The sequence below is a fragment of the Luteimonas sp. GW821-FHT14E02 genome (assembly GCF_058803905.1).
Window position 1 is genome coordinate 1 of record NZ_JBXAPK010000011.1, and the last position, 23,671, is coordinate 23,671.

General features: G+C 65.6%; 27 protein-coding genes. 21 read left to right on the forward strand and 6 right to left on the reverse strand.

The annotated features are described in order from the left end of the window. Positions 1 to 224: 224 nt before the first annotated feature. Entirely contained in the window at positions 225 to 2,114 is a 1,890-nt protein-coding gene (gene parE / locus AC1RNP_RS16250) for a DNA topoisomerase IV subunit B (protein WP_493052327.1), read from the reverse strand. A gap of 192 nt (positions 2,115 to 2,306) precedes the next feature. Between parE and AC1RNP_RS16255 the strand changes: the two genes are divergently transcribed. The 11 genes from AC1RNP_RS16255 to truD all read left to right on the forward strand — a co-directional run bounded on the left by AC1RNP_RS16255 (position 2,307) and on the right by truD (position 11,287). Then, positions 2,307 to 2,558: a hypothetical protein gene (locus AC1RNP_RS16255; RefSeq protein WP_493052328.1), complete on the forward strand. Its 252-nt coding sequence runs from the start codon at positions 2,307 to 2,309 to the stop codon at positions 2,556 to 2,558. Positions 2,559 to 2,726: 168 nt separating this feature from the next. Continuing rightward, positions 2,727 to 3,218, forward strand: a complete 492-nt coding sequence (locus tag AC1RNP_RS16260) for a hypothetical protein (protein ID WP_493052329.1) — start codon at positions 2,727 to 2,729, stop codon at positions 3,216 to 3,218. Positions 3,219 to 3,606: 388 nt separating this feature from the next. Next, positions 3,607 to 4,335: a hypothetical protein gene (locus AC1RNP_RS16265; protein WP_493052330.1), complete on the forward strand. Its 729-nt coding sequence runs from the start codon at positions 3,607 to 3,609 to the stop codon at positions 4,333 to 4,335. 111 nt (positions 4,336 to 4,446) lie between these two features. Next, a complete protein-coding gene (pyrG, locus tag AC1RNP_RS16270) occupies positions 4,447 to 6,108 on the forward strand; it encodes a CTP synthase (RefSeq protein ID WP_493052331.1) in 1,662 nt (553 codons plus the stop codon). Between the two features lie 62 nt (positions 6,109 to 6,170). Then, positions 6,171 to 6,551, forward strand: a complete 381-nt coding sequence (locus tag AC1RNP_RS16275; protein ID WP_493052332.1) for a VOC family protein — start codon at positions 6,171 to 6,173, stop codon at positions 6,549 to 6,551. 9 nt (positions 6,552 to 6,560) lie between these two features. Continuing rightward, a complete protein-coding gene (gene kdsA / locus AC1RNP_RS16280) occupies positions 6,561 to 7,394 on the forward strand; it encodes a 3-deoxy-8-phosphooctulonate synthase (RefSeq protein ID WP_493052333.1) in 834 nt (277 codons plus the stop codon). 13 nt (positions 7,395 to 7,407) lie between these two features. Then, positions 7,408 to 8,694: a phosphopyruvate hydratase gene (gene eno, locus AC1RNP_RS16285; protein WP_493052334.1), complete on the forward strand. Its 1,287-nt coding sequence runs from the start codon at positions 7,408 to 7,410 to the stop codon at positions 8,692 to 8,694. Positions 8,695 to 8,700: 6 nt separating this feature from the next. Next, entirely contained in the window at positions 8,701 to 9,039 is a 339-nt protein-coding gene (gene ftsB / locus AC1RNP_RS16290) for a cell division protein FtsB (RefSeq protein WP_493052335.1), read from the forward strand. After that, positions 9,036 to 9,722 (forward strand): 2-C-methyl-D-erythritol 4-phosphate cytidylyltransferase, encoded by a 687-nt coding sequence (ispD, locus tag AC1RNP_RS16295; protein WP_493052336.1) that lies wholly within the window; start codon positions 9,036 to 9,038, stop codon positions 9,720 to 9,722. Before ftsB ends, ispD begins: the two co-directional genes overlap by 4 nt. 17 nt (positions 9,723 to 9,739) lie before the next feature. Beyond that, complete coding sequence (gene ispF / locus AC1RNP_RS16300) at positions 9,740 to 10,219, forward strand: 2-C-methyl-D-erythritol 2,4-cyclodiphosphate synthase (protein ID WP_493052337.1); 480 nt, start codon at positions 9,740 to 9,742, stop codon at positions 10,217 to 10,219. A gap of 24 nt (positions 10,220 to 10,243) precedes the next feature. After that, complete coding sequence (gene truD / locus AC1RNP_RS16305) at positions 10,244 to 11,287, forward strand: tRNA pseudouridine(13) synthase TruD (protein WP_493052339.1); 1,044 nt, start codon at positions 10,244 to 10,246, stop codon at positions 11,285 to 11,287. 168 nt (positions 11,288 to 11,455) lie between these two features. Here truD and AC1RNP_RS16310 read toward each other — a convergent pair whose 3' ends face one another. Then, entirely contained in the window at positions 11,456 to 12,037 is a 582-nt protein-coding gene (locus AC1RNP_RS16310) for a Smr/MutS family protein (RefSeq protein ID WP_493052340.1), read from the reverse strand. A 257-nt stretch (positions 12,038 to 12,294) separates the two neighbouring features. After that, positions 12,295 to 13,038, reverse strand: a complete 744-nt coding sequence (locus AC1RNP_RS16315; protein ID WP_493052341.1) for a helix-turn-helix transcriptional regulator — start codon at positions 13,036 to 13,038, stop codon at positions 12,295 to 12,297. A 102-nt stretch (positions 13,039 to 13,140) separates the two neighbouring features. Here AC1RNP_RS16315 and surE point away from each other — a divergent pair, with 102 nt between their 5' ends. From surE to AC1RNP_RS16340, 5 genes are all read left to right on the forward strand, one after another. Next, positions 13,141 to 13,947 carry a 5'/3'-nucleotidase SurE gene (surE, locus tag AC1RNP_RS16320; RefSeq protein ID WP_493052342.1) on the forward strand — a complete coding sequence of 269 codons (807 nt, stop codon included), beginning with the start codon at positions 13,141 to 13,143 and terminating at the stop codon, positions 13,945 to 13,947. Continuing rightward, positions 13,944 to 14,627 (forward strand): protein-L-isoaspartate(D-aspartate) O-methyltransferase, encoded by a 684-nt coding sequence (locus AC1RNP_RS16325; RefSeq protein WP_493052343.1) that lies wholly within the window; start codon positions 13,944 to 13,946, stop codon positions 14,625 to 14,627. Before surE ends, AC1RNP_RS16325 begins: the two co-directional genes overlap by 4 nt. Positions 14,628 to 14,712: 85 nt before the next feature. Then, positions 14,713 to 15,327, forward strand: coding sequence for a YqaA family protein (locus AC1RNP_RS16330; RefSeq protein WP_493052344.1), 615 nt, complete (start codon positions 14,713 to 14,715; stop codon positions 15,325 to 15,327). Beyond that, on the forward strand, positions 15,324 to 16,112 hold the full coding sequence (locus AC1RNP_RS16335) for a peptidoglycan DD-metalloendopeptidase family protein (protein WP_493052345.1): 789 nt from the start codon (positions 15,324 to 15,326) through the stop codon (positions 16,110 to 16,112). Before AC1RNP_RS16330 ends, AC1RNP_RS16335 begins: the two co-directional genes overlap by 4 nt. A gap of 42 nt (positions 16,113 to 16,154) precedes the next feature. Then, complete coding sequence (locus tag AC1RNP_RS16340) at positions 16,155 to 17,006, forward strand: endonuclease/exonuclease/phosphatase family protein (protein WP_493052346.1); 852 nt, start codon at positions 16,155 to 16,157, stop codon at positions 17,004 to 17,006. Positions 17,007 to 17,067: 61 nt separating this feature from the next. Here AC1RNP_RS16340 and AC1RNP_RS16345 read toward each other — a convergent pair whose 3' ends face one another. From AC1RNP_RS16345 to yhbY, 3 genes are read right to left on the reverse strand one after another with little or no spacing between them, the layout of a single operon-like run. Next, positions 17,068 to 17,619, reverse strand: a complete 552-nt coding sequence (locus tag AC1RNP_RS16345) for a D-Ala-D-Ala carboxypeptidase family metallohydrolase (RefSeq protein WP_493052347.1) — start codon at positions 17,617 to 17,619, stop codon at positions 17,068 to 17,070. 32 nt (positions 17,620 to 17,651) lie between these two features. Further along, entirely contained in the window at positions 17,652 to 18,029 is a 378-nt protein-coding gene (locus tag AC1RNP_RS16350) for an Mth938-like domain-containing protein (protein WP_493052348.1), read from the reverse strand. 34 nt (positions 18,030 to 18,063) lie between these two features. Then, positions 18,064 to 18,369 carry a ribosome assembly RNA-binding protein YhbY gene (yhbY, locus tag AC1RNP_RS16355; RefSeq protein WP_493052349.1) on the reverse strand — a complete coding sequence of 102 codons (306 nt, stop codon included), beginning with the start codon at positions 18,367 to 18,369 and terminating at the stop codon, positions 18,064 to 18,066. 81 nt (positions 18,370 to 18,450) lie between these two features. Here yhbY and rlmE point away from each other — a divergent pair, with 81 nt between their 5' ends. From rlmE to miaA, 5 genes are all read left to right on the forward strand, one after another. Then, on the forward strand, positions 18,451 to 19,098 hold the full coding sequence (rlmE, locus tag AC1RNP_RS16360; RefSeq protein ID WP_493052350.1) for a 23S rRNA (uridine(2552)-2'-O)-methyltransferase RlmE: 648 nt from the start codon (positions 18,451 to 18,453) through the stop codon (positions 19,096 to 19,098). Positions 19,099 to 19,128: 30 nt separating this feature from the next. After that, the gene (ftsH, locus tag AC1RNP_RS16365; protein WP_493052351.1) at positions 19,129 to 21,024 is read left to right on the forward strand and encodes an ATP-dependent zinc metalloprotease FtsH; all 1,896 of its coding nucleotides are present in this window, start codon (positions 19,129 to 19,131) and stop codon (positions 21,022 to 21,024) included. Positions 21,025 to 21,102: 78 nt separating this feature from the next. After that, positions 21,103 to 21,333 (forward strand): hypothetical protein, encoded by a 231-nt coding sequence (locus AC1RNP_RS16370; RefSeq protein ID WP_493052352.1) that lies wholly within the window; start codon positions 21,103 to 21,105, stop codon positions 21,331 to 21,333. Next, positions 21,333 to 22,229 carry a dihydropteroate synthase gene (gene folP / locus AC1RNP_RS16375; RefSeq protein ID WP_493052353.1) on the forward strand — a complete coding sequence of 299 codons (897 nt, stop codon included), beginning with the start codon at positions 21,333 to 21,335 and terminating at the stop codon, positions 22,227 to 22,229. The genes AC1RNP_RS16370 and folP overlap by 1 nt, the downstream gene beginning before the upstream one ends. Before the next feature lie 190 nt (positions 22,230 to 22,419). Continuing rightward, complete coding sequence (gene miaA / locus AC1RNP_RS16380) at positions 22,420 to 23,373, forward strand: tRNA (adenosine(37)-N6)-dimethylallyltransferase MiaA (protein ID WP_493052354.1); 954 nt, start codon at positions 22,420 to 22,422, stop codon at positions 23,371 to 23,373. Positions 23,374 to 23,671: the final 298 nt, after the last annotated feature.

Below are 23,671 nucleotides of genomic sequence, written 5' to 3' on the forward strand. Positions count from 1 at the left end.
GGGATTGCTGTGTCGAGAAAAGCGTTTTTCTTTGGTTCGTTTCTTTTGGGGCTTACCAAAAGAAATGAACTCGCCCCGACAGGGGCGAAACGCTGTTGCTCTTGAAGAACAGTAAGTACAACTCAAACCCAAACAACCTCCAGCTTCTCAAAAACGAAGCCCAAAAATCTCCCAGGAATCGCCCCCAGGCCCGATAACGCGCAATCAGAAACTCAGGCGCCCACTCACACTTCCAGCGTCGCCAGATCGCCCTTCGTTTCCAGCCAGGTCTTGCGATCGCCGGCGCGCTTCTTGGCGAGCAGCATGTCCATCAGCGAACGCGTTTCCGCATCGTCGTCGACGGTGAGTTGCACCAGGCGGCGCGTATCCGGATGGATCGTGGATTCGCGCAGCTGCAGCGGATTCATTTCGCCAAGCCCCTTGAAGCGGGTGACGTTGACGGCGCCCTTGAGCTTCTCGCGTTCGATGCGTTCCAGCAGCAGGCGCTTTTCCTCCTCGTCGAGCGCATAGAACACCTGCTTGCCCACGTCGACGCGGAACAGCGGCGGCATCGCCACGAAGACGTGGCCGGCCGCGACCAGCGCCGGGAAGTGGCGCAGGAACAGCGCGGTGAGCAGCGTGGCGATGTGCAGGCCGTCGGAGTCGGCGTCGGCGAGGATCACGACCTTGCCGTAGCGCAGGCCGGTGATGTCGTCCTTGCCGGGATCGCAGCCGATCGCCACGGCGAGGTCGTGCACTTCGGTCGATGCCAGCACGCCGCCGGAGGCGACTTCCCAGGTGTTGAGGATCTTGCCGCGCAACGGCAGGATCGCCTGGAAATCCTTGTCGCGCGCCTGCTTGGCGGAGCCGCCGGCGGAGTCGCCTTCCACCAGGAAGAGTTCCGTGCGCGAGAGATCCTGCGAGATGCAGTCGGCGAGCTTGCCGGGCAGGGCGGGGCCTTGCGTGACCTTCTTGCGGACGATCTGCTTCTCGGTCTTCAGGCGCGCGCTGGCGCGCTCGATGGCGAGCTGGGCGATGCGTTCCCCCAGATCCGTATGCTGATTCAGCCACAGCGAGAAGGCGTCGTGCGCGGCGCTTTCGACGAAACCGGCGGCCTGGCGTGAGGACAGGCGTTCCTTGGTCTGGCCGCTGAACTGCGGGTCGGTCATCTTCACGCTGAGCACGAAGGCGACGCGGTCCCACACGTCCTCGGGCGCGAGCTTGATGCCGCGCGGCAGCAGGTTGCGGAAGTCGCAGAACTCGCGCAGCGCGTCGGTGAAGCCGGTGCGCAGGCCGTTGACGTGCGTGCCGTGCTGCGCGGTCGGGATCAGGTTGACGTAACTTTCCTGCACCAGATCGCCCTCCGGCACCCAGGCCACGGCCCAGTCGGCGATTTCGGTGTCCTTTTTCTGCCCGCCGACGAACAGGTCCGCCGGCAGCAGTTCACGGTCGACGAGTTCGCCCTTCAGGTAATCGCGCAGGCCGTCCTCGTAATACCACTGCTCGCGCTCCTTGGTGGCTTCGTCGTACAGCTTGACGGTGAGGCCAGGGCACAGCACGGCCTTGGCGCGCAGCAGGTGCTTGAGCGCGCGCAGGCCGAACTTCGGCGTGTCGAAATATTTCGGATCGGGCCAGAAGCGCAGGCGGGTGCCGGTGTTCTTCTTGCCGACGGTGCCGACGACCTCCAGCTTGGAAGCACGGTCGCCGTCCTTGAACGACATCTTGTATTCGTTGCCATCGCGCTTGATGTACACGTCCACGTGCTTGGACAGCGCGTTCACCACGCTCACACCGACGCCGTGCAGGCCGCCGCTGAAGGTGTAGTTCTTGTTGCTGAACTTGCCGCCGGCGTGCAGGCGGGTGAGGATCAGCTCGACGCCGGGAATCTTCTCTTCCGGATGGATGTCCACCGGCATGCCGCGGCCGTCGTCGGAGACTTCGCAGCTGCCGTCGGCGAACACGGTGACTTCGATTTCGCGGGCGTGCCCGGCCAGCGCCTCGTCGACGGCGTTGTCGACGACTTCCTGGGCCAGATGGTTGGGGCGCGCCGTGTCGGTGTACATGCCGGGGCGGCGTTTGACCGGATCCAGCCCGGACAGGACTTCGATGTCTGCGGCGTTGTAGCGTGAACTCATTTACGGATTGAGACAGGTTTGTGAGGCGGCGCATAGCTTAGGCGATGTCGTTGCCTGCCGTCGTAGTGCGATCGAGCGAGTGGGATTCAGTGTGCCGTGACTCGTTCAGCCGCGAGCCGATCCGGACGGGGTAGGGTGGGCGCGTCGCAAAAGGGGCTTCCATTTCCCGATCCGCGACTACAGGAGAATTCCATGACCCATCGCAAAATCCTGCTGACCGCCGCCATCGCCGCTGCATTCGCGGCTCCGGTCGCGTTCGCGCAGCCGCAGGACACCGCCGACAAGGCGGCCCAGGCCGAACAGGCGAAGAAGGCCGCGGAAGCCAAGGCCCGCGAAGCCGAGCAGAAGGCGAAGGATGCCGAGCGCAAGGCCGCCAAGTCGCAGGCCGCGCAGCCGGAGGAAGAGGAAGAAGAGGAAGAAGAGGAACGCAAGAAGCCGTTCTGATCGCCATCTCGTCCTTCCGTCACATTTCGCTGTTTGATCCGAATGCCCCGGCCGCCTGGCCGGGGCATTTTCGTGATTGCGGAGGTCGCACAAGGCCAGTATCGTGACTACAGAGCCGACAGGGCGGCGTCTCGCTCCGTTCGCGTCAACTTTCATGGAGTGAATGCGATGAACCGTTCGATCGCTGTTGTCAGTGTGTCCCTGGCCCTTTCCGTTCTGGGCATGTCGCAGGCCGCCGCGCAGGACCTGCCCCCGCAATTGCAGATGGATTCCCAGCGCGCCGGCGTGGCGAGCGAGGGGTATCAGCAGGGCATGACCGATTCGGAACGCAATGAAGATCGTGCCGCGATCCAGGCCGAGAAGCAGAAGGAACAAGGAATCAACATGACGGCCTATGGCCAGGGCGGCAGTCCGGGCTATCCCGGCGCTGCGCGGGATGGCGACGGTTACGGTTACGGAGAGGACGAACTGTCCGGCCGCGCGATCGGCACCAGCGTGGGCAGGGCGGCGGCCGTCGATCTGGTCAATGCGGCGGCGGGCATCGCCAACCGGGCGATTCTGGTCCGTGACGAAGACCGCGGCGCGGATCTCTATGTCGACCAGGACGGCATGATCAGGAATCGGGAGCGCGGTGGGAACGGCGGCGCGCAGGGCCAATAATTTGAGGCACATCGCCGCTCGCGATCGGCATGGATCGTGACGCCGGCGACATCTCTGGCCGATCGGGGCATCTAGTCACGATGCCGGTTCGGCCCCACCGAACCGATGGTGGGATCGCTGCGATCCCGTGCTGATGGTGTGGTTCGGGACGACGCGCAGCGCCTGTGATCATCTGAAAGCGGTTTCCCGGCGAACTGCCGGGGACGGAATTTCGTGCATTTCAGCCGCGAATCGGCGGCTTTCCCGCGCCGCGCCGAATCGAAAGTGAATGAAGACGCCGTTCATTCACCCGCGATACGAAACCGGCTGCGTAGCGTGCGCCGCGTTGTCGAACAGCTGCCTTGCGGCTTCGCAACATTTCCCTTCGCATTCGCAGGAGATGGTACGAATGAATACTCGCAAGTTGATTCTGGCCAGCGTGGTCGCTTCGGTCCTGATGGTGCCTTCCGCCTTCGCGCAATCGGCCGGCGTGGAAGCGAAGACCGGTATCGGCGTCGGCGCTGATGCCGCCAAGGCGGGCGCACAGGCCGATGTCGGCGTCGGCGTGGATGCGGGCGCGGTCGGCGATGCCGCGCGCGGTGCCGTGAACACGGGCGGCAAGATCGGCAAGAAAGCGCTGAAGGCTGGCAAGCGCGTCGGCAAGAAGGCCGCGAAGACGGCACACGACGGGGTCGATGCGACCGGCAAGCTGGTCGACAAGACCACCGGCGCGGTCTCCGGCGGTGTCGATGCCAAGACCGGCGTGAGCGCGGGCGTGGCCGGTCATGAGATCGAGGCCGGCGCGGCTGCTGGCGCCGACGCAGGCGTGGGCGCCGGTGCGGTTGGCCGGACGGCGACCGGCGCGGTCGGCGGCGTGATCCAGGGCGCGACTGGCATCGCCGGCTCCGCCCTCGACACGACGACCGATGCAGGCACCGCCGCGACGGGCAAGGTTACCGATACGGCCGGCAAGGCCCTCGACGCTGTGGGCAACACCTCGGTTTCGGCCGGCGCGGATACGTCCGTCGGCGCGAATGCCGCAGCGGACGCGGCCAAGGCCGGTGCCGCCGCCGTCGATGCCAACGCTGATGCCGAGGCCCGCCTGAAGGCCGGCAAGACCGCGGAACCGGGCCACTGAACCTCGCGTCCCCGACGTAATACGCACCACGCGCCCCGGCCCGTCCGGGGCGTTTTTTTGGTCTACGGCACAGGGCGGTTAGAATATGGCTTTACGGCAGCGGCCTTGCCCATGACTCCCCTGATTTTTGTTACCGGCGGCGTGGTCTCTTCCCTCGGGAAGGGCATCGCGGCCGCGTCACTGGCTGCCATCCTCGAAGCGCGCGGGCTGCGCGTGACGATGATGAAGCTCGATCCCTACATCAACGTCGACCCGGGCACGATGAGCCCGTTCCAGCACGGCGAGGTCTACGTCACCGACGACGGCGCCGAGACCGATCTGGACCTCGGCCACTACGAGCGGTTCGTCAACGTCCGCCTGTCCGGCAAGAATTCGATCACCACCGGCAAGATCTACGAGAACGTGATCCGCAAGGAGCGCCGCGGCGACTATCTCGGCGCCACCGTGCAGGTGATCCCGCATATCACCGACGAGATCAAGCGCTGCATCGACGCCGCCACCGAGGGCTACGACGTGGCCCTGGTCGAGATCGGCGGCACCGTCGGCGACATCGAATCGCTGCCGTTCCTGGAGGCGATCCGCCAGATCCGCACCGATCGCGGCCCCGACAAGGCGCTGTTCATGCACCTCACCCTGGTGCCGTACATCGCCGCGGCCGGCGAGCTGAAGACCAAGCCGACCCAGCACTCGGTGAAGGAGCTGCGCTCGATCGGTATCCAGCCGGACGTGCTGCTGTGCCGCAGCGAACAGCCGCTGCCCGACGGCGAGCGCCGCAAAATCGCCTCCTTCACCAACGTGTCGGAGAAGGCCGTCATCTCGGCGGTCGATTTGGACAACATCCACAAGATCCCGATGTGGCTGCACGCCCAGGGCCTGGACCAGATCGTGGTGGAGCGCCTGCGTCTGGACAAGGCGGAGCGGTCGGCCAATCTTTCGGAATGGCTGGCCGTGGTCGATGCCGCCGAGCATCCGATCGACGAGGTCACCATCGCCGTGGTCGGCAAGTACGTCGATCACAAGGACGCCTACAAGTCGGTCGGCGAGGCGCTCAAGCATGGCGGCATCCGCCAGCGCACGCGCGTGCAGCTGAAATGGCTGGAATCGCAGGACATCGAGCGCAACGGCGCCGAGGCCGAACTGGCCGGCGTCGACGGCATCCTGGTGCCCGGCGGCTTCGGTGATCGTGGCTTCGAGGGCAAGGTGCTCACCGCGCAGTACGCGCGCGAGCGCAACGTCCCGTACTTCGGCATCTGCTACGGCATGCAGGCGGCGGTGGTCGATGTGGCGCGCAACCTGGCCGGTCTGGAAGGCGCCAACAGCACCGAGAACGACAAGCAGTCGCCGCATCCGGTGATCGGCCTGATCACCGAGTGGCGCACGCAGGCGGGCGAAGTCGAGCGCCGCAGCGAGGAAAGCGATCTCGGCGGCACGATGCGCCTGGGCCTGCAGGAACAGCGTCTGAAACCCGGCACCAGGGCGCGCGAACTGTATGGCAAGGACGTGGTCGGCGAACGCCATCGTCACCGCTATGAATTCAACAACCGCTACCGCACGCAGCTCGAGGACGCCGGTCTGGTGATTTCGGCCAAGTCGATGGACGACCTGCTGGTGGAGATGATCGAACTTCCCCGCCATCCCTGGTTCATCGCCTGCCAGGCGCATCCGGAGTTCCTGTCCACGCCGCGCCACGGTCACCCGCTGTTCGTCGGCTTCATCCGCGCCGCGCGCGAGCACAAGGCCGGCGGGCGCTTGCTCAAGGAGGCGAGCGCTTGAACCAGCGCGACCGACAACGCCGCGACTCGTACAGCCGGATCATTCCGTAAAGGGCATCGACCATGCATCACTCGCGCCTCTGTTCCATCCAGGTGGATTGCAATGTCTCCGATGTCGACGAGGCGGCGCGATTCTGGGCGGGCGCATTGGGCTTTCCCGTCGATCTGGATCATCCCGGCAGCCGCGAGAACTATCGCCAGCTGGCCACTCCCGACGGCGAGCCGATGGTGCAGATCCAGCTCGTGAACCACGAAAGCCGCGTGCACCTGGATATCGAAACCGACGATCTTCCCGCCGAAGTCGCGCGTCTGGAAAAGCTCGGTGCTACGGTACACAAGCATCTGGAGCGCTGGACCGTGATGCAGGCGCCGACCGGACAGCGCTTCTGCGTCGTGCGGGTGCAACGCGCCGGTTTTTCACAGAACGCCAATCGTTGGAGCTGATTTCATCCTATGAATCTTTGTGGCTTTGAAGTCGGTCTCGACCAGCCGTTCTTCCTTATCGCCGGTCCGTGCGTGGTCGAGTCCGAGCAGTTGCAGCTCGATGTCGCCGGACAGCTGAAGGAGATCACCTCCCAGCTCGGCATCAATTTCATCTTCAAGTCGAGCTTCGACAAGGCCAACCGCACCTCCGGCAGCAGCTTCCGCGGCCCTGGCATGGAAGAAGGCCTGCGCGTGCTCGCCGAGGTGAAGCGTCAGATCGGCGTGCCGGTGCTCACCGACGTGCATGAGTACACGCCGATGGACGAAGTCGCCGCGGTCGTCGATGTGCTGCAGACGCCGGCCTTCCTCGTGCGCCAGACCGATTTCATCAAGAAGGTCTGTTCGGCGGGCAAGCCGGTGAACATCAAGAAGGGCCAGTTCCTCTCGCCGTGGGACATGAAACCGGTGGTGGAGAAGGCCAAGTCGACCGGCAACCAGGACATCCTGGTGTGCGAGCGCGGCGCCAGCTTCGGCTACAACAATCTCGTCAGCGACATGCGCTCACTGAGCGTGATGCGCGATACCGGCTGCCCCGTCGTGTTCGACGCCACCCACTCGGTGCAATTGCCGGGCGGACAGGGCACCTCCAGTGGCGGCCAGCGCGAATTCGTGCCCGTGCTGTCGCGCGCCGCGGTCGCGGTGGGTGTGGCCGGCGTGTTCATGGAAACGCATCCGAAACCGGAAGAAGCGCTGAGCGACGGGCCGAATGCATGGCCGTTGCCGAAGATGCGCGCGCTGCTGGAGACGCTGCTGGAACTGGATCGCGTCACCAAGAAGAACGGCTTCATCGAATCCACCCTCTGACGATTCCCTCACAATGACAAAAATCGCCAAGATCCACGCCCGCGAAATCCTCGACAGTCGCGGCAATCCCACTCTCGAAGCGGAAGTGACCCTCGACGACGGCAGTTTCGGCCGCGCGATGGTGCCCTCGGGCGCATCCACCGGTGCCAAGGAGGCCGTGGAGCTGCGCGACGGCGACAAGACGCGCTACCTCGGCAAGGGCGTTTCGAGGGCGGTCGCCAACGTCAACGGCGCGATCGCGCAGGCATTGGCGGGCTTCGAGGCCGAGGACCAGGCCGGACTCGACAAGCGCCTCATCGATCTCGACGGTACCGAGAACAAGGGCCGCCTCGGCGCCAACGCATTGCTCGGCGTCTCGCTGGCGAATGCGCATGCGGTCGCGGCATCGAAGAAGCTGCCGCTGTGGCGCTGGCTGGCCGGTGATCGCGCGCCGGTGCTGCCGGTGCCGATGATGAACATCATCAACGGCGGCGCGCATGCCGACAACAATGTCGACCTGCAGGAATTCATGGTGCTGCCGGTGGGCTTCGACTCGTTCTCCGAGGCGCTGCGCGCCGGCACCGAAATCTTCCATGCGCTGAAATCGGTGCTGAAGGGCAAGGGCTTGAGCACGGCGGTCGGCGACGAGGGCGGATTCGCGCCCGATCTGCGCAGCAATTCCGAAGCGCTCGACACGATCCTCGAAGCGATCGGCAAGGCCGGCTATCACGCCGGCGAGGATGTGCTGCTCGGACTCGACGTCGCCTCCAGCGAATTCTTCGACAACGGCAAGTACCACCTGGTCGGCGAGAACAAGCGCCTGACCAGCGAACAGTTCGTCGACTTCCTCGCCGACTGGTGCGTCGAGTACCCGATCGTCACCATCGAGGACGGCATGGCCGAGGACGACTGGACCGGCTGGAAGCAACTCACTCAGCGCCTGGGCAACAAGGTGCAGCTGGTCGGCGACGACCTGTTCGTCACCAATCCGAAGATCTTCAAGGAAGGCATCGACCAGGGCGTGGCCAACGCGATCCTGATCAAGGTCAACCAGATCGGCACGCTGAGCGAGACGCTCGAGGCCATCGCCATGGCCGACGCGGCGAAGTACGCGTCCATCGTCTCGCATCGCTCCGGCGAAACCGAGGACACCACCATCGCCGACATCGCGGTGGCGACCACGGCCACGCAGATCAAGACCGGCTCGCTGTGCCGCAGCGATCGCGTCGCCAAGTACAACCAGCTGCTGCGCATCGAGGAAGCATTGGGGGCGAACGCCCGCTATGCTGGCCGCAATGCGTTCATCTCGTTGAAGCGCTGACGGCGGATGCGGGCGCTGCGCTTCGTCGCATTGTTGCTGGTGCTGCTGCTGGCATGGCTGCAGTACCGCCTCTGGTTCGGCCATGGCGGCGCGGGTGACGTTGCGGATCTGCAGAAGCAGGTGCAGCAGCAGGAACGCGACAACAGCGGTCTGCAGCAACGCAACGACGCATTGGCTGCGGAAGTGAAGGACCTCAAGAGCGCCGACGGCGGTGCCGCGGTCGAGGAGCGCGCGCGCAGCGAGCTTGGCATGATCAAGCCGGGCGAGACCTTCTATCGCATCGTCGAGCAGCGTCCGCAGCAACCACCGCAGGACGCGCCGCAAGAGCAGGAGGCCAAGCCATGACCTGGGCGGTCGTGCCAGCCGCGGGCAGCGGCAGCCGTTTCGGCGGCGACATGCCGAAGCAATACCTCACGGTCGCCGGCAGAACGTTGCTGGCGCATACGTTGCAGGCCTTGCTGGCGCATCCCAACGTCGAGGGCGCGGCCGTGGTGCTGGCCGAGGGCGATCTGCACTGGTCGGGCTGGTCTTCGTTCGAAGGCAAGCCTTTGCTCACCTGCATCGGCGGACAGGCGCGCGCGGATTCGGTGCTGGCGGGCCTCGCCGCGCTGCCGGATTCGGTGCGCATGGACGATTTCGTGCTGGTGCACGACGCCGCGCGGCCGAATCTGCAATTGGCCGATCTCGATCAGCTGCTCGAACGAGGCCGCAACGATCCGGTCGGCGCGATCCTGGCCTCGCCCGTGCGCGACACGCTCAAGCGCGCGGGCGACGACGGCGGCATCGATCGCACCGAGCCGCGCGAGCGGCTATGGCGCGCGCTGACCCCGCAGCTATTCCGGCGCCTGCAGCTCACGCGCGCGCTCGAAGCCGCGCGCGATGCCGGTGTGAACGTGACCGACGAATCGATGGCGATGGAGCGGCAGGGCCTGCGTCCGTTGCTGGTCGAAGGCGCGGAAGACAATTTCAAGATCACGACGCCGGCCGATCTGGCACGGTTCGAATTCATCCTCTCGCAGCGCTCCTGAGCCGCCAGGTCACGACGATGGACATCAGGATCGGACAGGGTTACGACGTGCATGCCTTCGGCGAAGGCGATCACGTCATGCTTGGTGGCGTGCGGGTGCCGCACACGAAAGGCGTCCTCGCGCATAGCGACGGCGACGTGGTATTGCACGCCCTGTGCGATGCGATGCTCGGCGCGCTGGCGCTGGGCGATATCGGCAAGCATTTCCCACCGTCCGATCCGCAGTGGAAAGGAGCCGACAGTCGAGCATTCCTGCGGCATTGCAATGCGTTGCTGCATGAGCGCGGCTGGCGTCTCGGCAATGCCGACATCACCGTGATCTGCGAGCGGCCGAAGGTCGGGCCGCATGCCGACGCGATGCGCGCGCTCATTGCCGGTGATCTCGGCGTTGGCGAGGATGCCGTCAGCATCAAGGCCACCACCAGCGAGAAGCTCGGGTTCACCGGTCGCGAGGAAGGCATCGCGGCGCAGGCCGTTTGTCTGCTCGTGCGCGCGTGAGCCGGGTTTCGGAGCAGAACCTCGATGTCCGATGAGTTCACCACGCTTCCGCGCGCCGCGGGAGGCCCGATTCTGTCGGCGCGTATCCGGATCACGCCCGAGGATTTCTTCGTCGAGGAGATCGACGGTTTCGAGGCGAGCGGCAGCGGCGAACATCTGCTGCTGACGATCGAGAAGCGCGGCATGAACACCGCGTTCGCCGCGAAACGGATCGCCGAACGGGCGGGTGTGGGCGAGGCGGCGATCGGCTACGCCGGGCTCAAGGATCGCCATGCCGTCACGCGGCAGCGTTTCAGTGTGCATCTGCCCAAACGCGTCGCGCCGGACATCGATGCGCTGCAATCCGACGACCTGCGCGTGCTTGCGCATGCATGGCATGCGAAGAAGCTGCCGCGCGGCGCGCTGGCCGGAAACCGATTCGTTCTGCGGCTTCGCGAGGTGGTGGGCGATCACGCCGCCATCGAAGATCGGCTGCGCGCCATTTCAGATCAAGGCGTGCCGAACTACTTCGGCGAACAGCGTTTCGGACGCGGCGGCGGCAACGTCGTCAACGCCTTGGCCATGTTCGCTGGACGGCGCGTGCATCGCGATCAGCGCACGCATCTGCTGTCGGCCGCGCGTTCGGAATTGTTCAATCGCGTGCTGGCGGCGCGTGTGGCGGAGGGTTCGTGGAATCGTCCGCTGGCCGGCGAGGTATGGATGCTCGATGGGAGCCGCAGCGTGTTCGGTCCGGAGTCGTGGAACGAAACGCTTGCCGAACGTTTGGCTCGCTTCGACATCCATCCCAGCGCACCGCTGTGGGGGCAGGGGGCGCTGCGTTCGACGGAAGATGCGTTGGAACTGGAGCAGCGCGTGCTTTCCGACGAGATGTCGCTGAAGCTTCGATCCGGCCTGGAAAAGGCGGGGCTCAGGCAGGAACGCCGCGCGATGCGGTTACGCCCGCAGGAATTGCATTGGGAATGGCAGGAGGACGGGGACTTGCAGTTGGCCTTCGCGTTGCCATCCGGTGCCTATGCGACGACCGTCTTGGCCGAGTTGGGTGAGATTGCAGACGCGCACGATGGCTAAAAGCCTCTAGAAAAATGCTCGTCATCGGGGCGAAAGCTCGTCATCCCGGCGAAAGCCGGGATCCAGCCTTTCGTTCCGTGAAATCTATCCCGAAGACAAGCTGGATCCCGGCTTTCGCCGGAATGACGGGAAAAGCGATGCGCGTGGCGAATCAGAGCGTGATGCGGCTCAGCGCGGCTTGAGCAATACCAGCACCGCGCCATTGCCACCTTGCGCCGCAGGCGCCGAGTGGAACGCCAGCACGTCGGCACGCTGACGCAGCAGGCGGTCGACGAGATTCTTGAGCACCGGCACGCGACTGTCGCCGTGCAGTCCCTTGCCGTGGATGACACACACGCAGCCGATGCCGGCGTCCCGCGCTTCCTTGAGAAACCGGCGCAGCAGAGTTTCAGCTTGCGCACTGTCGGCATGGTGGAGATCGAGTTCGTCCTGCGCGGCGTAGTCGCCCTGCCCGAGCCGGCGCAGCACGCGTGGCGGCACTTCGTCGCGTCGATAGCGCATCGTGTCGCCGGCTTCGAGGAACGAGGCTTCGAGCGCGCGCTGGAATTCGCTGCGCGCGTCCTCCTCGTCACGCCGCGCCATGCTCGGGACCGGGGCCGGCTTCGCCGCCGTCGGCGGCGCCGGCACGGCGGGCAGCTCGCGCACGGGGCCAATGGCCGCGCGGAACAGGGCGGCATCGTCCTCGGCTTCCGGGCCGGACGGCGGTTCGGGACTCCGCTTGGGTTTGGAGGGCTTGCCTGATGAGGCCATGCCCCAGCCTAGAAAATTTCCGCCCGGGTGTCAGCCAATGGCCGGTATCCCGGTGCGTTTCGGGCGTCGGCGCCCGGAATGGAGGGCGGAAGCGAAACAGGGCGGTGTTCGGGAAGCAGTTCCATTCAAACGCCCGTGTCCGTCTGGTCTTCCCGAACACCGCGTGGAGCCAGTTCAGCACACGCGGGCCGGGGGCGGCTGTGCCCCCTGTCAGAAATGACAGGGGCGCGCACGGCAAAAATGCGTTACAGCGAGCGTTACATGGCGATCAGCCCCAACGCCACCGCCCGCGCGCAGGCGGCGCGGCGGCCCTTCACCTGCAGCTTGCGTGCCGCCTGCTGCAGGTGGAAGTTCACCGTGCGCTCGCTCAGATGCAGGATCACCGAGATTTCCCACGAGGTCTTGCCGGCCGCCGACCAGCACAGCACCTCGCGCTCGCGCAGGCTCAGCTGCGGGACCGGCTGCCGGTTGCGCACCAGCCGGTCGAGCGAGGCCTGCAGACAGCTGACGAAATAGACCATCGCGCCGATGTCGCGGCCGATTTCGTTCAGATCGTGGGTGGAATTGGTGGAGAAGGTGATGAAAGCCCAGTCGAGACCGCGCGACCAGCTCGGAATGGTGATCCCGGCCGTCATGTCGAATTCGCCGGCGGCCTGCACCTGCCGCCGCGCGCGTTGCAGCAGCGAGGGCATGGGGCGGAGATAGCCGAATTGCCCGCGCGTGTTCCACGAAATCGCCGGCAACCCGGTCCGTGCGTGCTGGATGCGGGCATCGTCGCGCGCAACTTCCGGCCGGTGCAGGGCGGCGTATCTGTCGCCCCATTCGTTGTCGTAGTTCTGGAAGTAGTGATAGCCGACACGATCCGTCGTCGGGCGCAACAGTTTCGCCGCGAAGCCGTGATGTTCGAAGCCGAGCGCCGATGCGAAATCCGAGGTGGTCCGCTGCAGCGCCTCCATTGAACCAGCGTTCAATACACGCTGGATGTGATCCCCGTGTTGCATGAACTCTATCCAGGGCGATCCTTGAGGATTCATCTTAGTCGTTTTCGTGCTCCCGACCAGAGACGCATATCCGTTATCATTCACACTTTCCACGGAAAGCCCATGCGCATACTCGTCAGCAACGACGACGGCGTCGACGCCCCCGGCATCCGCATTCTGGCGGAAGGCTTGCGTAACGCAGGCCACGATGTGCGGGTGGTCGCGCCCGATCGCGATCGTTCCGGCGCCAGCAATTCGCTGACGCTGGACATGCCGGTGCGCGTGACGCGCCTGGATCAGCACACCTGGCGTGTGGCCGGGACGCCCACCGATTGCGTGCATCTGGCCCTGACCGGTATGTTCGACGACACAGCCTTCGACGGCGCCGCCGAGCCCGATATCGTGGTCTCCGGCATCAACAACAGTGCCAACCTCGGCGATGACGTGATCTATTCCGGCACCGTTTCGGCGGCGATGGAAGGGCGTTTCCTCGGCCTGCCCGCGGTGGCGGTGTCGCTGGTCACGGTCGATCACGACGCGCGCCACTACGAGACGGCGGCGCGCGCGGCGATGGAGATCGTGGCGCGGCTGAAGTCCGATCCGCTGCCGGCCGACACCATCCTCAACGTCAACGTGCCCGATCTGCCGTGGCACGAGATCCGCGGCTTTGAAGTGACGCGGCTCGGCAATCGCCATCGTTCCGAACCGTGCGTGCCGGCGCAGGACCCGCGCGGCCGCAGCGTGTACTGGATCGGTCCGGCGGGCCGCGAGCAGGACGCGGGGCCCGGCACGGATTTCCATGCCGTGCGCACTGGCCATATCTCGATCACGCCGATCCACGTCGATCTCACCCGCTACCAGGCGCTCGATCAGGTGGCGAGCTGGGTCGGCAGCCTGGCCGCCGAATTGCGCGGGGAGGCGGACGCATGACCGCGCGGATGCGTCTGGATCCTCAGGCGATCGGCCTGGGCATGACTTCGCAGCGCGTGCGCGATCGCCTGATCGAGCGCCTGCGAGAAAACGATATCCGCGACGAACGCGTGCTCAACGCGATCCGCACCGTGCCGCGTCACCTGTTCGTCGACGAAGCGCTCGCCACGCGCGCCTACGAGGACACCGCGCTGCCGATCGGCTTCGGCCAGACCATCTCGCAACCCTGGGTGGTGGCGAAGATGACCGAGGCCCTGTTCGTGGACGGTGCGCAGCCGAAGAAAGTACTGGAAGTCGGCACCGGCTCCGGTTATCAGGCCGCGATCCTGGCCGCGCTCGGGTTGGAAGTGCATACGGTGGAACGCATCGGCGAACTGCTGCGCACCGCGCGCAAGCGCTTCCGCGCACTCGGCCTGAACGTGCGCAGCAAGCACGACGACGGCCGCATCGGCTGGCCCGAGAACGGCCCGTTCGACGCCATCGTCGTCACCGCCGCGGCGCCGGCGCTGGTGGACGCGTTGACCGAACAATTGGCTGCGGGCGGCACGCTGGTCGCGCCGGTCGGTGGCGGCAATGCGCAATCGCTGCTGCGTCTGCGCAAGGACGCCAACGGCGTGATCGAGCAGACCACTCTGGCGCCGGTGGTGTTCGTGCCGCTGCTTTCGGGACTGGTCGATTGATGCCGGTCAGCGACGAGGCCGCTGTCGCCGCTTCTGCTCGTCATTCCCGCCTGTGCGGGAATGCGGGCTTTGAGAATATTCCCGAATGAAGCTCTTCGCACCGCTCTACGAGCGCGCACTCGTCTGGGCGCGCCATCCGCGCGCGCAATCCTTGCTCGTCGGGCTCAGCTTCATCGAAGCGATCATCTTCCCGGTGATGCCGGAGGTGATGCTGGCGCCGATGTGCCTGTCGCAGCCGCGTCGCGGCTTCTGGTTCGCCGCGCTGAGCCTGGCCGGATCGATGGCGGGCGCGGTGGTCGGTTACCTGCTCGGGCATTACGCGTTCGAACTGGTCAAGCCGCTGTTCGAGGCGCTGGGCTGGATGGATGCCATCAATCAGGGCATCCAGACCGTACAGACGAAAATGCAGGAGTCGCCCTGGTCGGTCTTCTGGTTCCTCGTGCTCGGCGGGTTCGCGCCGATCCCGATGAAGGTCTTCACCTGGGCCTCCGGCGTGGTCGGCGTGCCCTGGCTGCCGTATCTCGCCAGCATGGCGATCGGCCGCGGCAAGCGCGTGTTCCTGGTCGCGCTGGCGATCCGGCTGGGCGGCGAACGCGCCGAACGCGCGCTGCATCGCTACATCGAGCCAATCGGCTGGGCCGCGCTGGCGCTGATCGTGATGGGCATCGTCTACGTTGTATTCAGGGCGCATGCGGCATGAAGTGCCGTCGGAGACCGCAAGGGACGAGTATGTCGCGCAAGCTGTGGGCACGGGTTGCGATCGCATTGTTCACGGCCATGGTGCTGGCCGGATGCAGCAGCACGGTCGTGCGCGACAAGCGTTCGGGCCGTGTGGTGTCGACGCCGAAGTACGGTGCCACCGCCGTCGTCAATCGCGGCGAGACGCTCTACCGCATCGCCACCAACAACGGCATCAGCCCGCTCGATCTGGCGACCTGGAACAACATCCCCCCGCCGTACACCATCTACCCGGGCCAGCGCTTGCGCCTGTATCCGGGCAGCGGGCGGCGGCCGACCGCGTCGGTGCCGTCGCGCCGGCCATCCACCTCGACGCCTTCGCGTCCGCCGACCTCATCGACGCCGGCTCCGGTATCCGTCACGCCAGCCGCCAGTCCTTTCGCCTGGCGCTGGCCGACCGACGGCCAGCTCGTCGGCAGCTATGTCACCGGCGACCCGACCAAGCAGGGTGTCGACATCGCGGGCAACAGCGGCCAGCCGGTGCGTGCCGCTGGCGATGGGGTGGTCGTGTATTCCGGTTCCGGCCTGGTCGGTTACGGCGAGCTGATCATCGTCAAACACAACGAGGAATGGCTGTCGGCCTACGGCCACAACCGCGCGCGACTGGTCAACGAAGGCCAGATCGTCAAGGCCGGCCAGCAGATCGCCGAGATGGGGCGCAGCGGCGCCACGCGCGACATGCTGCATTTCGAGATCCGCTACAACGGCAGGCCGGTGGATCCGATGCAATACCTTCCGAGGCGGTAAACGCTCGCGCGATGCGGTCGCACGCGCTTGTTGGAGACGCAGATGCGGTATCGGCTGATGTTCCTGTTCGTGCTGCTGTCGTCGGGGATGCTCGCGTGCGGTTCCGTTCCGCGCGCTGACCAGGCGGCAAGCACCGATCCGACGAAGGAGGCCGCGATGCTCGCCGTCGTCACCCTCAATCTCTGGCACGACAAGGGGGATTGGCCGCATCGTCGCGCGATCATCGCTGATTCGTTGCGCGAATCGCGGCCGGATGCGATTTTCCTGCAGGAAGTGTTGCAGGACGAAAAGCTGCCGAACCAGGCCGCCGATCTCGCGCAACTGCTCGGCTACGAACACCACTTCGTTTCGATCGATCCGCCGACGAAAACGCGCCGCTACGGCAATGCGGTATTGACGCGGCATCCGGTGCTGGCGAAGGACGGCATTCCGCTGCAGCCGTCCGAGGACTATCGCGTCGCCGGACTGGTGCGCGCCGACATCGACGGGCGCCCCGTGAATTTCTACGTGACCCATCTGAACTTCACCGACAAGACCGGCGCGACGCGAGCACAGCAGATACGCGACCTGCTGGCCTTCGTCGACGCTACGCGCGGTGATGCGCCCTCCGTGATCGCGGGCGACTTCAACGTCGCCGCCGATGCGCCGGAGCTGGCGCCACTGCGCGCACGTTTCACCGACGCCTTCGCGGCGACGCATGCCGATGCGAACGCGCCGGCGAACACCACGCTCAATCCACACTACGAACATACGCCGCAGCGGATCGATCACGTGTTCCTGGAAACCGCCGCGTTCGAACCGGTGGAGACGAGGGTCATCCTCGATCAGCCCGACAAGGCAGGCGTCTGGGCGTCCGATCACTTCGGGATGTGGGCGCGATTCCGGCGGAAGTGAAACCGAGTGCAGGGCGTTCGGCAATCCGGGTTTGAAGCCTGAAGTCGAATCGCCGAAAGGATCATCGGCACGGCGAGGAACGCCTGCTGTAGTCGCCGCCCCAAGTGCGATGTCCCGCAGTATCCACGTGGATGCGCCGATCATCGTAAAGCCCGAGCCCGAAGCGACTTGCGGCGCCGGATGCGCGCCAGAACGCGCAAAGCCTGGTCACGCGAGTGGAATCCTCCGGCAAATCGAAATCGAGCGCGCTGTTGCGAAGATGCTGGCTGCGCGTGCTGCCGCCTTCGCAGCGATTGAACCCGGCATCGCGGTAAACCGATCCGACTTGGGCGCCTTCGAGCAGACCACGACGCCGCAACTCCTGCACCAAGCGCAAGGTCGGAATCATGCGATCCCATGCCTCGCGCGGCGGCACCACGAATTCCGATGCATCGCAGGAGCGCCAATGACGGCCGCTGCGCAGCAATTCCGGCATCGGCACCACATCGGCCACGCCCGCTTTGCGCAGATGCGCCGCATAGGCATCGGCCGAGCGCGCATGACCGGCCTCGCGCCACGCCGCATAGCGTTCGGCGGGCGAGGGCTCGAACCAGTCGCATGCCGCCAACAGCACGGGCAGCGCGAGGAGACAGGCGGCGACGCGAATCAGGCGGCGGGGAATATGAACCCGGCGACGACGCGCCGGCCTTCGCTGGCCAGCACGTTGAACGTGCGTGCGGCTGCGGAGTTGGTCATGGTTTCCAGCCCGATGCCTCGCGACAGGCAGGCGGCCTGTGCTTCGGGCGGTGGAAACGCCTGCGTGCCGCCGCTGCCGAGGACGATCAGTTCAGGCTCGAGCGCCAGCAGCGCGTCGAGATCGGCGGGGATCAGCCGCGCCACATCGGTCACCGGCCATTGTTCAATCAGCGCGGTCGGCGAGATGACGAAGCTGGCGTGCAGCGTGCGTTCGTTGACGAGGGCGTGGCGTCCGTCGGCGCCGCGCAGGAAATAGTCGTAATCCGGGCGTTCCAGCAGCAATTGCACGGAGGGCTCCTCGCGTTGACAGGTCCGAGGCGGTTCAGGCGCGCGGCAGCACGATCTGGCGCTTGTCCTTGCTCGGCCGGTACAGGATGGCGACATGGCCGATCCGCTGCACCAGGGCGGCGCCGCTGCGCTGGGCGAGTTGTTCGATCATCGCGTCGCGTGTTTCGCGATCCTCGGCGGCCACCTTCACCTTGATCAGCTCGTGGTGCTCGAGCGCGCCGTCGAGTTCGGCCACCAGGGCGTCGGTAATGCCCTTGCCACCGACCTGCAGCAGGGGCTTGAGGCCGTGCGCCTGGCCGCGCAGGAAACGGTTCTGGGCAGCGGTCAGGGCGAGCGACATGCGACGACAATCATCAAAGAGGGGGCTCAGAGTATCATGTCGCCCCGCAAAGCCCTGATTTGCAGGCATTTCCCCCGCCATATGGCTACCCGCAGCAAAAGCAGCCACCGCTGGTTGCAGGAACATTTCTCCGACCCCTACGTGAAAAAGGCGCAGGCGGAAGGGATGCGTTCGCGCGCGGCCTACAAGCTGGAGGAACTGGTCGCCCGCGACCGGTTGCTCAAACCGGGGATGGTGGTGGTTGACCTTGGCGCCGCCCCGGGTGGCTGGTCGCAATGGGTGCGGCAGGAGCTGGACCGCCTCGACGCCGCGCGCCCCGGGCGCGTGGTGGCTCTCGATATCCTGGAAATGCCCGCGCTGGCCGGCGTCGAGTTCCTTCATGGCGATTTCAGGGAAGATGCCGTCTTATCGAACCTTGAGACCAGCCTGGACGGACAGCCCGTCGACCTTGTCCTGTCCGATATGGCCCCCAATAAGAGTGGCGTGGATGCTGTGGATCAGCCCCGCGCCATGCATCTGGCGGAACTGGCGATGGATTTCGCCGACCGTCACCTGCGGACCGATGGCGCGTTCCTGATCAAACTGTTCCAAGGCGTGGGATTCGACGAGTACGTGCGGGAGCTGCGGCGGCGCTATGCCAAGGTGGCGATCCGCAAGCCGGCGGCCTCGCGCAAGCGGTCGCCGGAAGTGTATGCCCTGGCACAGGGCAAGCTGGCGCAGATGAAGTAAGGTAGCGGCGGTGCCGCGGAGCGAAATTGGATGAACGATTTAGTGAAGAATCTGCTGCTCTGGGTGGTGGTCGCCGTCGTGCTGATGATGGTGTTCCAGAGCTTCAACCAGAAGGGAAGCAGGGCGGGCGACGAAGTCGACTATTCGTCGTTCATCACCGATGTGCGCAGCGACCGCATGAAGCAGGTGAAGATCGCCAGCGACGAACGCCATATCGAGTTCACGCGCAGCGACAATACCCAGGGCAAGACCATCGCGCCGTTGCGTGACGACAAGCTCATGGACGACCTGGTGATGCACAAGGTCGACATCGAGCAGGCGCCGCCGGAATCGGGCAACCTGCTGTGGTCGTTGCTGCTCAATTTCCTGCCGGTGCTGCTGATCATCGGTTTCTGGTTCTTCATGATGCGGCAGATGCAGCAGGGCGGCAGCAAGGGCGCCATGTCCTTCGGCCGTTCGCGCGCCAAGCTGCTCAACGAGGACCAGACCAAGGCCACCTTCGCCGACGTCGCCGGTTGCGACGAGGCCAAGGAGGAAGTGGCCGAACTGGTCGAATTCCTGCGTGACCCGGGCAAGTTCCAGAAGCTCGGCGGCAAGATTCCGCGCGGCGTGCTGATGGTTGGTCCGCCCGGCACCGGCAAGACGCTGCTTGCCAAGGCGATCGCCGGCGAGGCCAAGGTGCCGTTCTTCTCGATCTCCGGTTCCGACTTCGTCGAGATGTTCGTCGGTGTCGGCGCCTCGCGCGTGCGCGACATGTTCGAGCAGGCCAAGAAGCATGCGCCGTGCATCATCTTCATCGACGAGATCGACGCGGTCGGCCGCCATCGTGGCGCCGGCCTCGGCGGCGGTCACGACGAACGCGAGCAGACGCTGAACCAGTTGCTGGTCGAAATGGACGGCTTCGAGGGTGGCGAGGGCGTGATCGTGATCGCCGCGACCAACCGCCCCGATGTGCTCGATCCGGCGCTGTTGCGTCCGGGCCGCTTCGATCGCCAGGTCGTGGTGGGCCTGCCGGACGTGAAGGGCCGTGAGCAGATCCTGCGCGTGCACATGCGCAAGGTGCCGCTGGCCGACAATGTCGAGCCGATGGTGGTGGCGCGCGGAACGCCGGGCTTCAGCGGTGCGGATCTGGCCAACCTCGTCAACGAGGCGGCACTGTTCGCGGCGCGCGAGAACGCCCGCGAAGTGCGCATGGATCACTTCGATCGTGCCCGCGACAAGATCATCATGGGCACCGAGCGTCGCTCGCTGGCGATGAGCGAGGAAGAGAAGCGCAACACCGCCTACCACGAGTCCGGCCACGCAATCGTCGGCCGCCTGGTGCCCGAGCACGATCCGGTCTACAAGGTGACGATCATTCCGCGCGACCGCGCCCTTGGCGTCACCGTCTATCTGCCCGAAGGTGACAAGTACAGCATCAACCGCACCGGCCTGGAGAGCAGGCTGTGTACGCTGTATGGCGGCCGCGTGGCCGAGGAACTGATCTTCGGCACCGACAAGGTGACCACCGGCGCGTCGAACGACATCGAACGCGCGACCAAGATGGCGCGCAACATGGTGACGAAGTGGGGGTTGTCGGAAGAGTTGGGCCCGATCACCTACGGCGAAGAAGAGGATGAGGTCTTCCTTGGGCGTTCGGTCACACAGCACAAGAACGTCTCCGACGACACCGCCCGCAAGATCGACGAGGTGGTGCGTTCCATACTCGACAAAGCCTACGCGCGCACCACGCAGATCCTCACCGAGAATCTCGACAAGCTGCATGCGATGGCCGACGCCCTGATGCAGTACGAGACCATCGACGCGCCGCAGATCGACGCGATCATGGAAGGCCGCGAACCGCCGCCGCCGGCCGGATGGAACAAGCCCAACGGCAAGGAGCTGCGGCCGCTGCCGCCGATCGGCGGACCTGCGGAGCAGACCTGACCGGGACCCTCGAGGCATTGCGATCAAGTAACGAACAGGCCAGAGTCCGCTCTGGCCTTTTTTCTTTGTGGAGTCCGGATGGAACAGGACAAAGCCGCGGTGGACAAGACCGAAGCCCAGAGCGCTCCCAGGCTCGGCCTCGGCAAGGGCATTGCCATTGGCCTCGTGATCGGATTGGCGGTGGGTGCGACGCTCGGAAACCTCGTCATGGGCGTGCCAATCGGTGTCGCCCTGGGGGTCGCGTTGGCCGGCTTGGAACTGAAGAAGCAGGCCGAGAAGAAGCAGGCCGAGAAGGAGCAGGTCGATTGATGTTCGATACCTCGCCGCAACTCGACTGCGCGGGGCGTGTGCTCCGGCTCGATCGTCCGCGCGTGCTCGGCATCGTCAACGTGACGCCGGATTCCTTCTCCGATGGCGGCGCGCATGACACGACGGAAGCCGCCGTCGCGCATGGCCTCAGGCTGGCAGAGGAGGGCGCGGACGCGCTGGATGTCGGTGGCGAATCGACGCGCCCTGGCGCGGACGAAGTGTCCGTGGAAGAAGAGTTGCGGCGGATCGTGCCCGTGATCGAGCGCCTCGCGCGCGAGACGGCGCTGCCGATCAGCGTCGACACCTCGAAGTCGGAAGTGATGCGCGCGGCTGTCGCCGCGGGTGCCGGCATGATCAACGACGTCTATGCGCTGCGCCGCGAGGGCGCGCTGGACACCGCCGCCGAACTTGGCGTGCCCGTGGTACTGATGCACATGCTGGGCGAGCCGCGTTCGATGCAGAGCGCGCCCGAGTATGACGACGTGGTCGGCGACGTGCACCGGTTTCTCGCCGAACGCATCTTCGCCGCCGAGATGGCGGGTATTCCCAAGAAGCGCATCGTCGTCGATCCCGGCTTTGGGTTCGGCAAGACGCGTGAGCACAATCTCGCGTTGCTGGCGCAACTGGAACGTTTCACCGAACTCGGCGTGCCGGTACTGGCGGGACTGTCGCGCAAGCGGACCATCGGCGACCTGACCGGCCGCGCGGTGCCCGCCGAGCGCGTGCACGGCTCGGTCGCCGCCGCGCTCATCGCCGCGCAGCGCGGCGCGATGCTGTTGCGCGTGCATGATGTGGCGGCGACGGTGGATGTGCTGAAGATATGGAGCGCGGTCGCAGCTGTGCCGATGCCGCGAGGAAAGCCCGCCACGCCAACGATTGTCTGGCCCGATGAATAATTTGTTCGTTGCAATCGGCTTGTTGATGATGATGGGTGCCACGGTCTGGTTCGTGGCGCCCTGCCTGCGTAAGAACCAGATTCCTCTGCGACAGAGATTCAAGAAGTGGCGGGAGTTGGTATCCGATGGATTCTGGGGGTTGGGCTAGGCATCCGGCGAAAGTCGTGGATCCAAGCCGTTCGGGTTTTCAATGCACATCGATTCCCGCCCACTCGCGATCGCCCTCATGGGCCCGACTGCTTCCGGCAAGACCGCGCTGGCGTTGGAATGGGCACGTCGCTTCGACGGTGAAATCATCAGCGTCGATTCCGCGCTGGTCTATCGCGGGCTCGACATCGGCGCGGCGAAGCCCGACGCGGAGGAGCGCGCGAGTGTTCCCCATCATCTGATCGACATCCGTGATCCATGGCAGACCTATTCGGCCGCCGAATTTGCCGAGGACGCGCGCAAGGCCATCGAGGACGTCACGTCCCGCGGAAAACTGCCCATCCTCGCCGGCGGCACCGGCCTGTACTTTCGCGCGCTACTGCAAGGTTTATCGCCAATGCCGGAAGCCGATGCGGCAACGCGCGCCGGCATCGAGGCGGAAGCGAACGCGCGCGGCTGGCCCGCCATGCATGCCGAGCTCGCGCGCATCGATCCGCCTGCGGCGGTGAAGATCCGGCCGAGCGACCCGCAGCGCATCCAGCGCGCGCTGGAGGTATACCGGCTGAGCGGCAGGCCGATCAGCGAATGGCAGCGCGATACCGTGGCGCCGGCGCGTTTGCCGTGCCGCGTGCTGAAGATCGTGGTGGCGCCGGCCGATCGCGCGGTGCTGCACGCGCGGATCGCCGCGCGCTTCGACGTCATGCTCACGGCCGGTTTCCTCGACGAGGTGCGGCGGCTGCGCGCGCTGCCGGAATTGCGGTCGCACCCGCGCCCGCGCGACCTGCCGGCGATCCGCGCGGTCGGTTACCGACAGGCCTGGGAGCACCTTGATGGGGACATCCCGGCCGAGGATTTCCGCGATCGCGCGATCTTCGCCACCCGTCAGCTCGCCAAGCGCCAGATCACCTGGCTGCGTGGCGAGCTGGATGCGCGCTGGTTCGATCCGGCCACGGACCGGGTGCGTCTGGAAGATGCGGTCAATCTGTTCCTGGGGTGAGGCCGCATGAGTGCGGCGGCGGCCCTTCAGGCGTCCGCTGTGTAACCGAACGCCCGGCCAGGGAGGGCGGGGCCGGCCGGTCGGTTAGCCGGCAAAGTCGCGCCAGTGATGGCAATTGCGTCAATTCACGCTCCTGAGCCCTCCACCCCGGGTACAAAAGAATTATTCCGCGACACGCGTCACCATCATGCCGCCAACATCGCTCAACTGTTGTATAACATCGTCAGCGCCGCCGTAGGGGTACGGGTCGGGCGTTGGGGGCGTAAGCCATAACAACAATAACCAAGCTGGGAAAATT

Coding starts and splice junctions, on each gene's coding strand:
- ispD (WP_493052336.1), top strand. CDS start 9,036: ATGACCTGGGCGGTCGTGCCAGCCGCGGGCAGCGGCAGCCGTTTCGGC.
- kdsA (WP_493052333.1), top strand. CDS start 6,561: ATGAATCTTTGTGGCTTTGAAGTCGGTCTCGACCAGCCGTTCTTCCTT.
- AC1RNP_RS16340 (WP_493052346.1), top strand. CDS start 16,155: ATGCGGTATCGGCTGATGTTCCTGTTCGTGCTGCTGTCGTCGGGGATG.
- rlmE (WP_493052350.1), top strand. CDS start 18,451: ATGGCTACCCGCAGCAAAAGCAGCCACCGCTGGTTGCAGGAACATTTC.
- AC1RNP_RS16335 (WP_493052345.1), top strand. CDS start 15,324: ATGAAGTGCCGTCGGAGACCGCAAGGGACGAGTATGTCGCGCAAGCTG.
- yhbY (WP_493052349.1), bottom strand. CDS start 18,369: ATGTCGCTCGCCCTGACCGCTGCCCAGAACCGTTTCCTGCGCGGCCAG.
- folP (WP_493052353.1), top strand. CDS start 21,333: ATGTTCGATACCTCGCCGCAACTCGACTGCGCGGGGCGTGTGCTCCGG.
- surE (WP_493052342.1), top strand. CDS start 13,141: ATGCGCATACTCGTCAGCAACGACGACGGCGTCGACGCCCCCGGCATC.
- miaA (WP_493052354.1), top strand. CDS start 22,420: ATGCACATCGATTCCCGCCCACTCGCGATCGCCCTCATGGGCCCGACT.
- parE (WP_493052327.1), bottom strand. CDS start 2,114: ATGAGTTCACGCTACAACGCCGCAGACATCGAAGTCCTGTCCGGGCTG.
- AC1RNP_RS16255 (WP_493052328.1), top strand. CDS start 2,307: ATGACCCATCGCAAAATCCTGCTGACCGCCGCCATCGCCGCTGCATTC.
- ftsB (WP_493052335.1), top strand. CDS start 8,701: ATGCGGGCGCTGCGCTTCGTCGCATTGTTGCTGGTGCTGCTGCTGGCA.
- AC1RNP_RS16265 (WP_493052330.1), top strand. CDS start 3,607: ATGAATACTCGCAAGTTGATTCTGGCCAGCGTGGTCGCTTCGGTCCTG.
- AC1RNP_RS16275 (WP_493052332.1), top strand. CDS start 6,171: ATGCATCACTCGCGCCTCTGTTCCATCCAGGTGGATTGCAATGTCTCC.
- truD (WP_493052339.1), top strand. CDS start 10,244: ATGTCCGATGAGTTCACCACGCTTCCGCGCGCCGCGGGAGGCCCGATT.
- ftsH (WP_493052351.1), top strand. CDS start 19,129: ATGAACGATTTAGTGAAGAATCTGCTGCTCTGGGTGGTGGTCGCCGTC.
- pyrG (WP_493052331.1), top strand. CDS start 4,447: ATGACTCCCCTGATTTTTGTTACCGGCGGCGTGGTCTCTTCCCTCGGG.
- ispF (WP_493052337.1), top strand. CDS start 9,740: ATGGACATCAGGATCGGACAGGGTTACGACGTGCATGCCTTCGGCGAA.
- AC1RNP_RS16370 (WP_493052352.1), top strand. CDS start 21,103: ATGGAACAGGACAAAGCCGCGGTGGACAAGACCGAAGCCCAGAGCGCT.
- AC1RNP_RS16310 (WP_493052340.1), bottom strand. CDS start 12,037: ATGGCCTCATCAGGCAAGCCCTCCAAACCCAAGCGGAGTCCCGAACCG.
- AC1RNP_RS16325 (WP_493052343.1), top strand. CDS start 13,944: ATGACCGCGCGGATGCGTCTGGATCCTCAGGCGATCGGCCTGGGCATG.
- AC1RNP_RS16260 (WP_493052329.1), top strand. CDS start 2,727: ATGAACCGTTCGATCGCTGTTGTCAGTGTGTCCCTGGCCCTTTCCGTT.
- AC1RNP_RS16315 (WP_493052341.1), bottom strand. CDS start 13,038: ATGCAACACGGGGATCACATCCAGCGTGTATTGAACGCTGGTTCAATG.
- eno (WP_493052334.1), top strand. CDS start 7,408: ATGACAAAAATCGCCAAGATCCACGCCCGCGAAATCCTCGACAGTCGC.
- AC1RNP_RS16330 (WP_493052344.1), top strand. CDS start 14,713: ATGAAGCTCTTCGCACCGCTCTACGAGCGCGCACTCGTCTGGGCGCGC.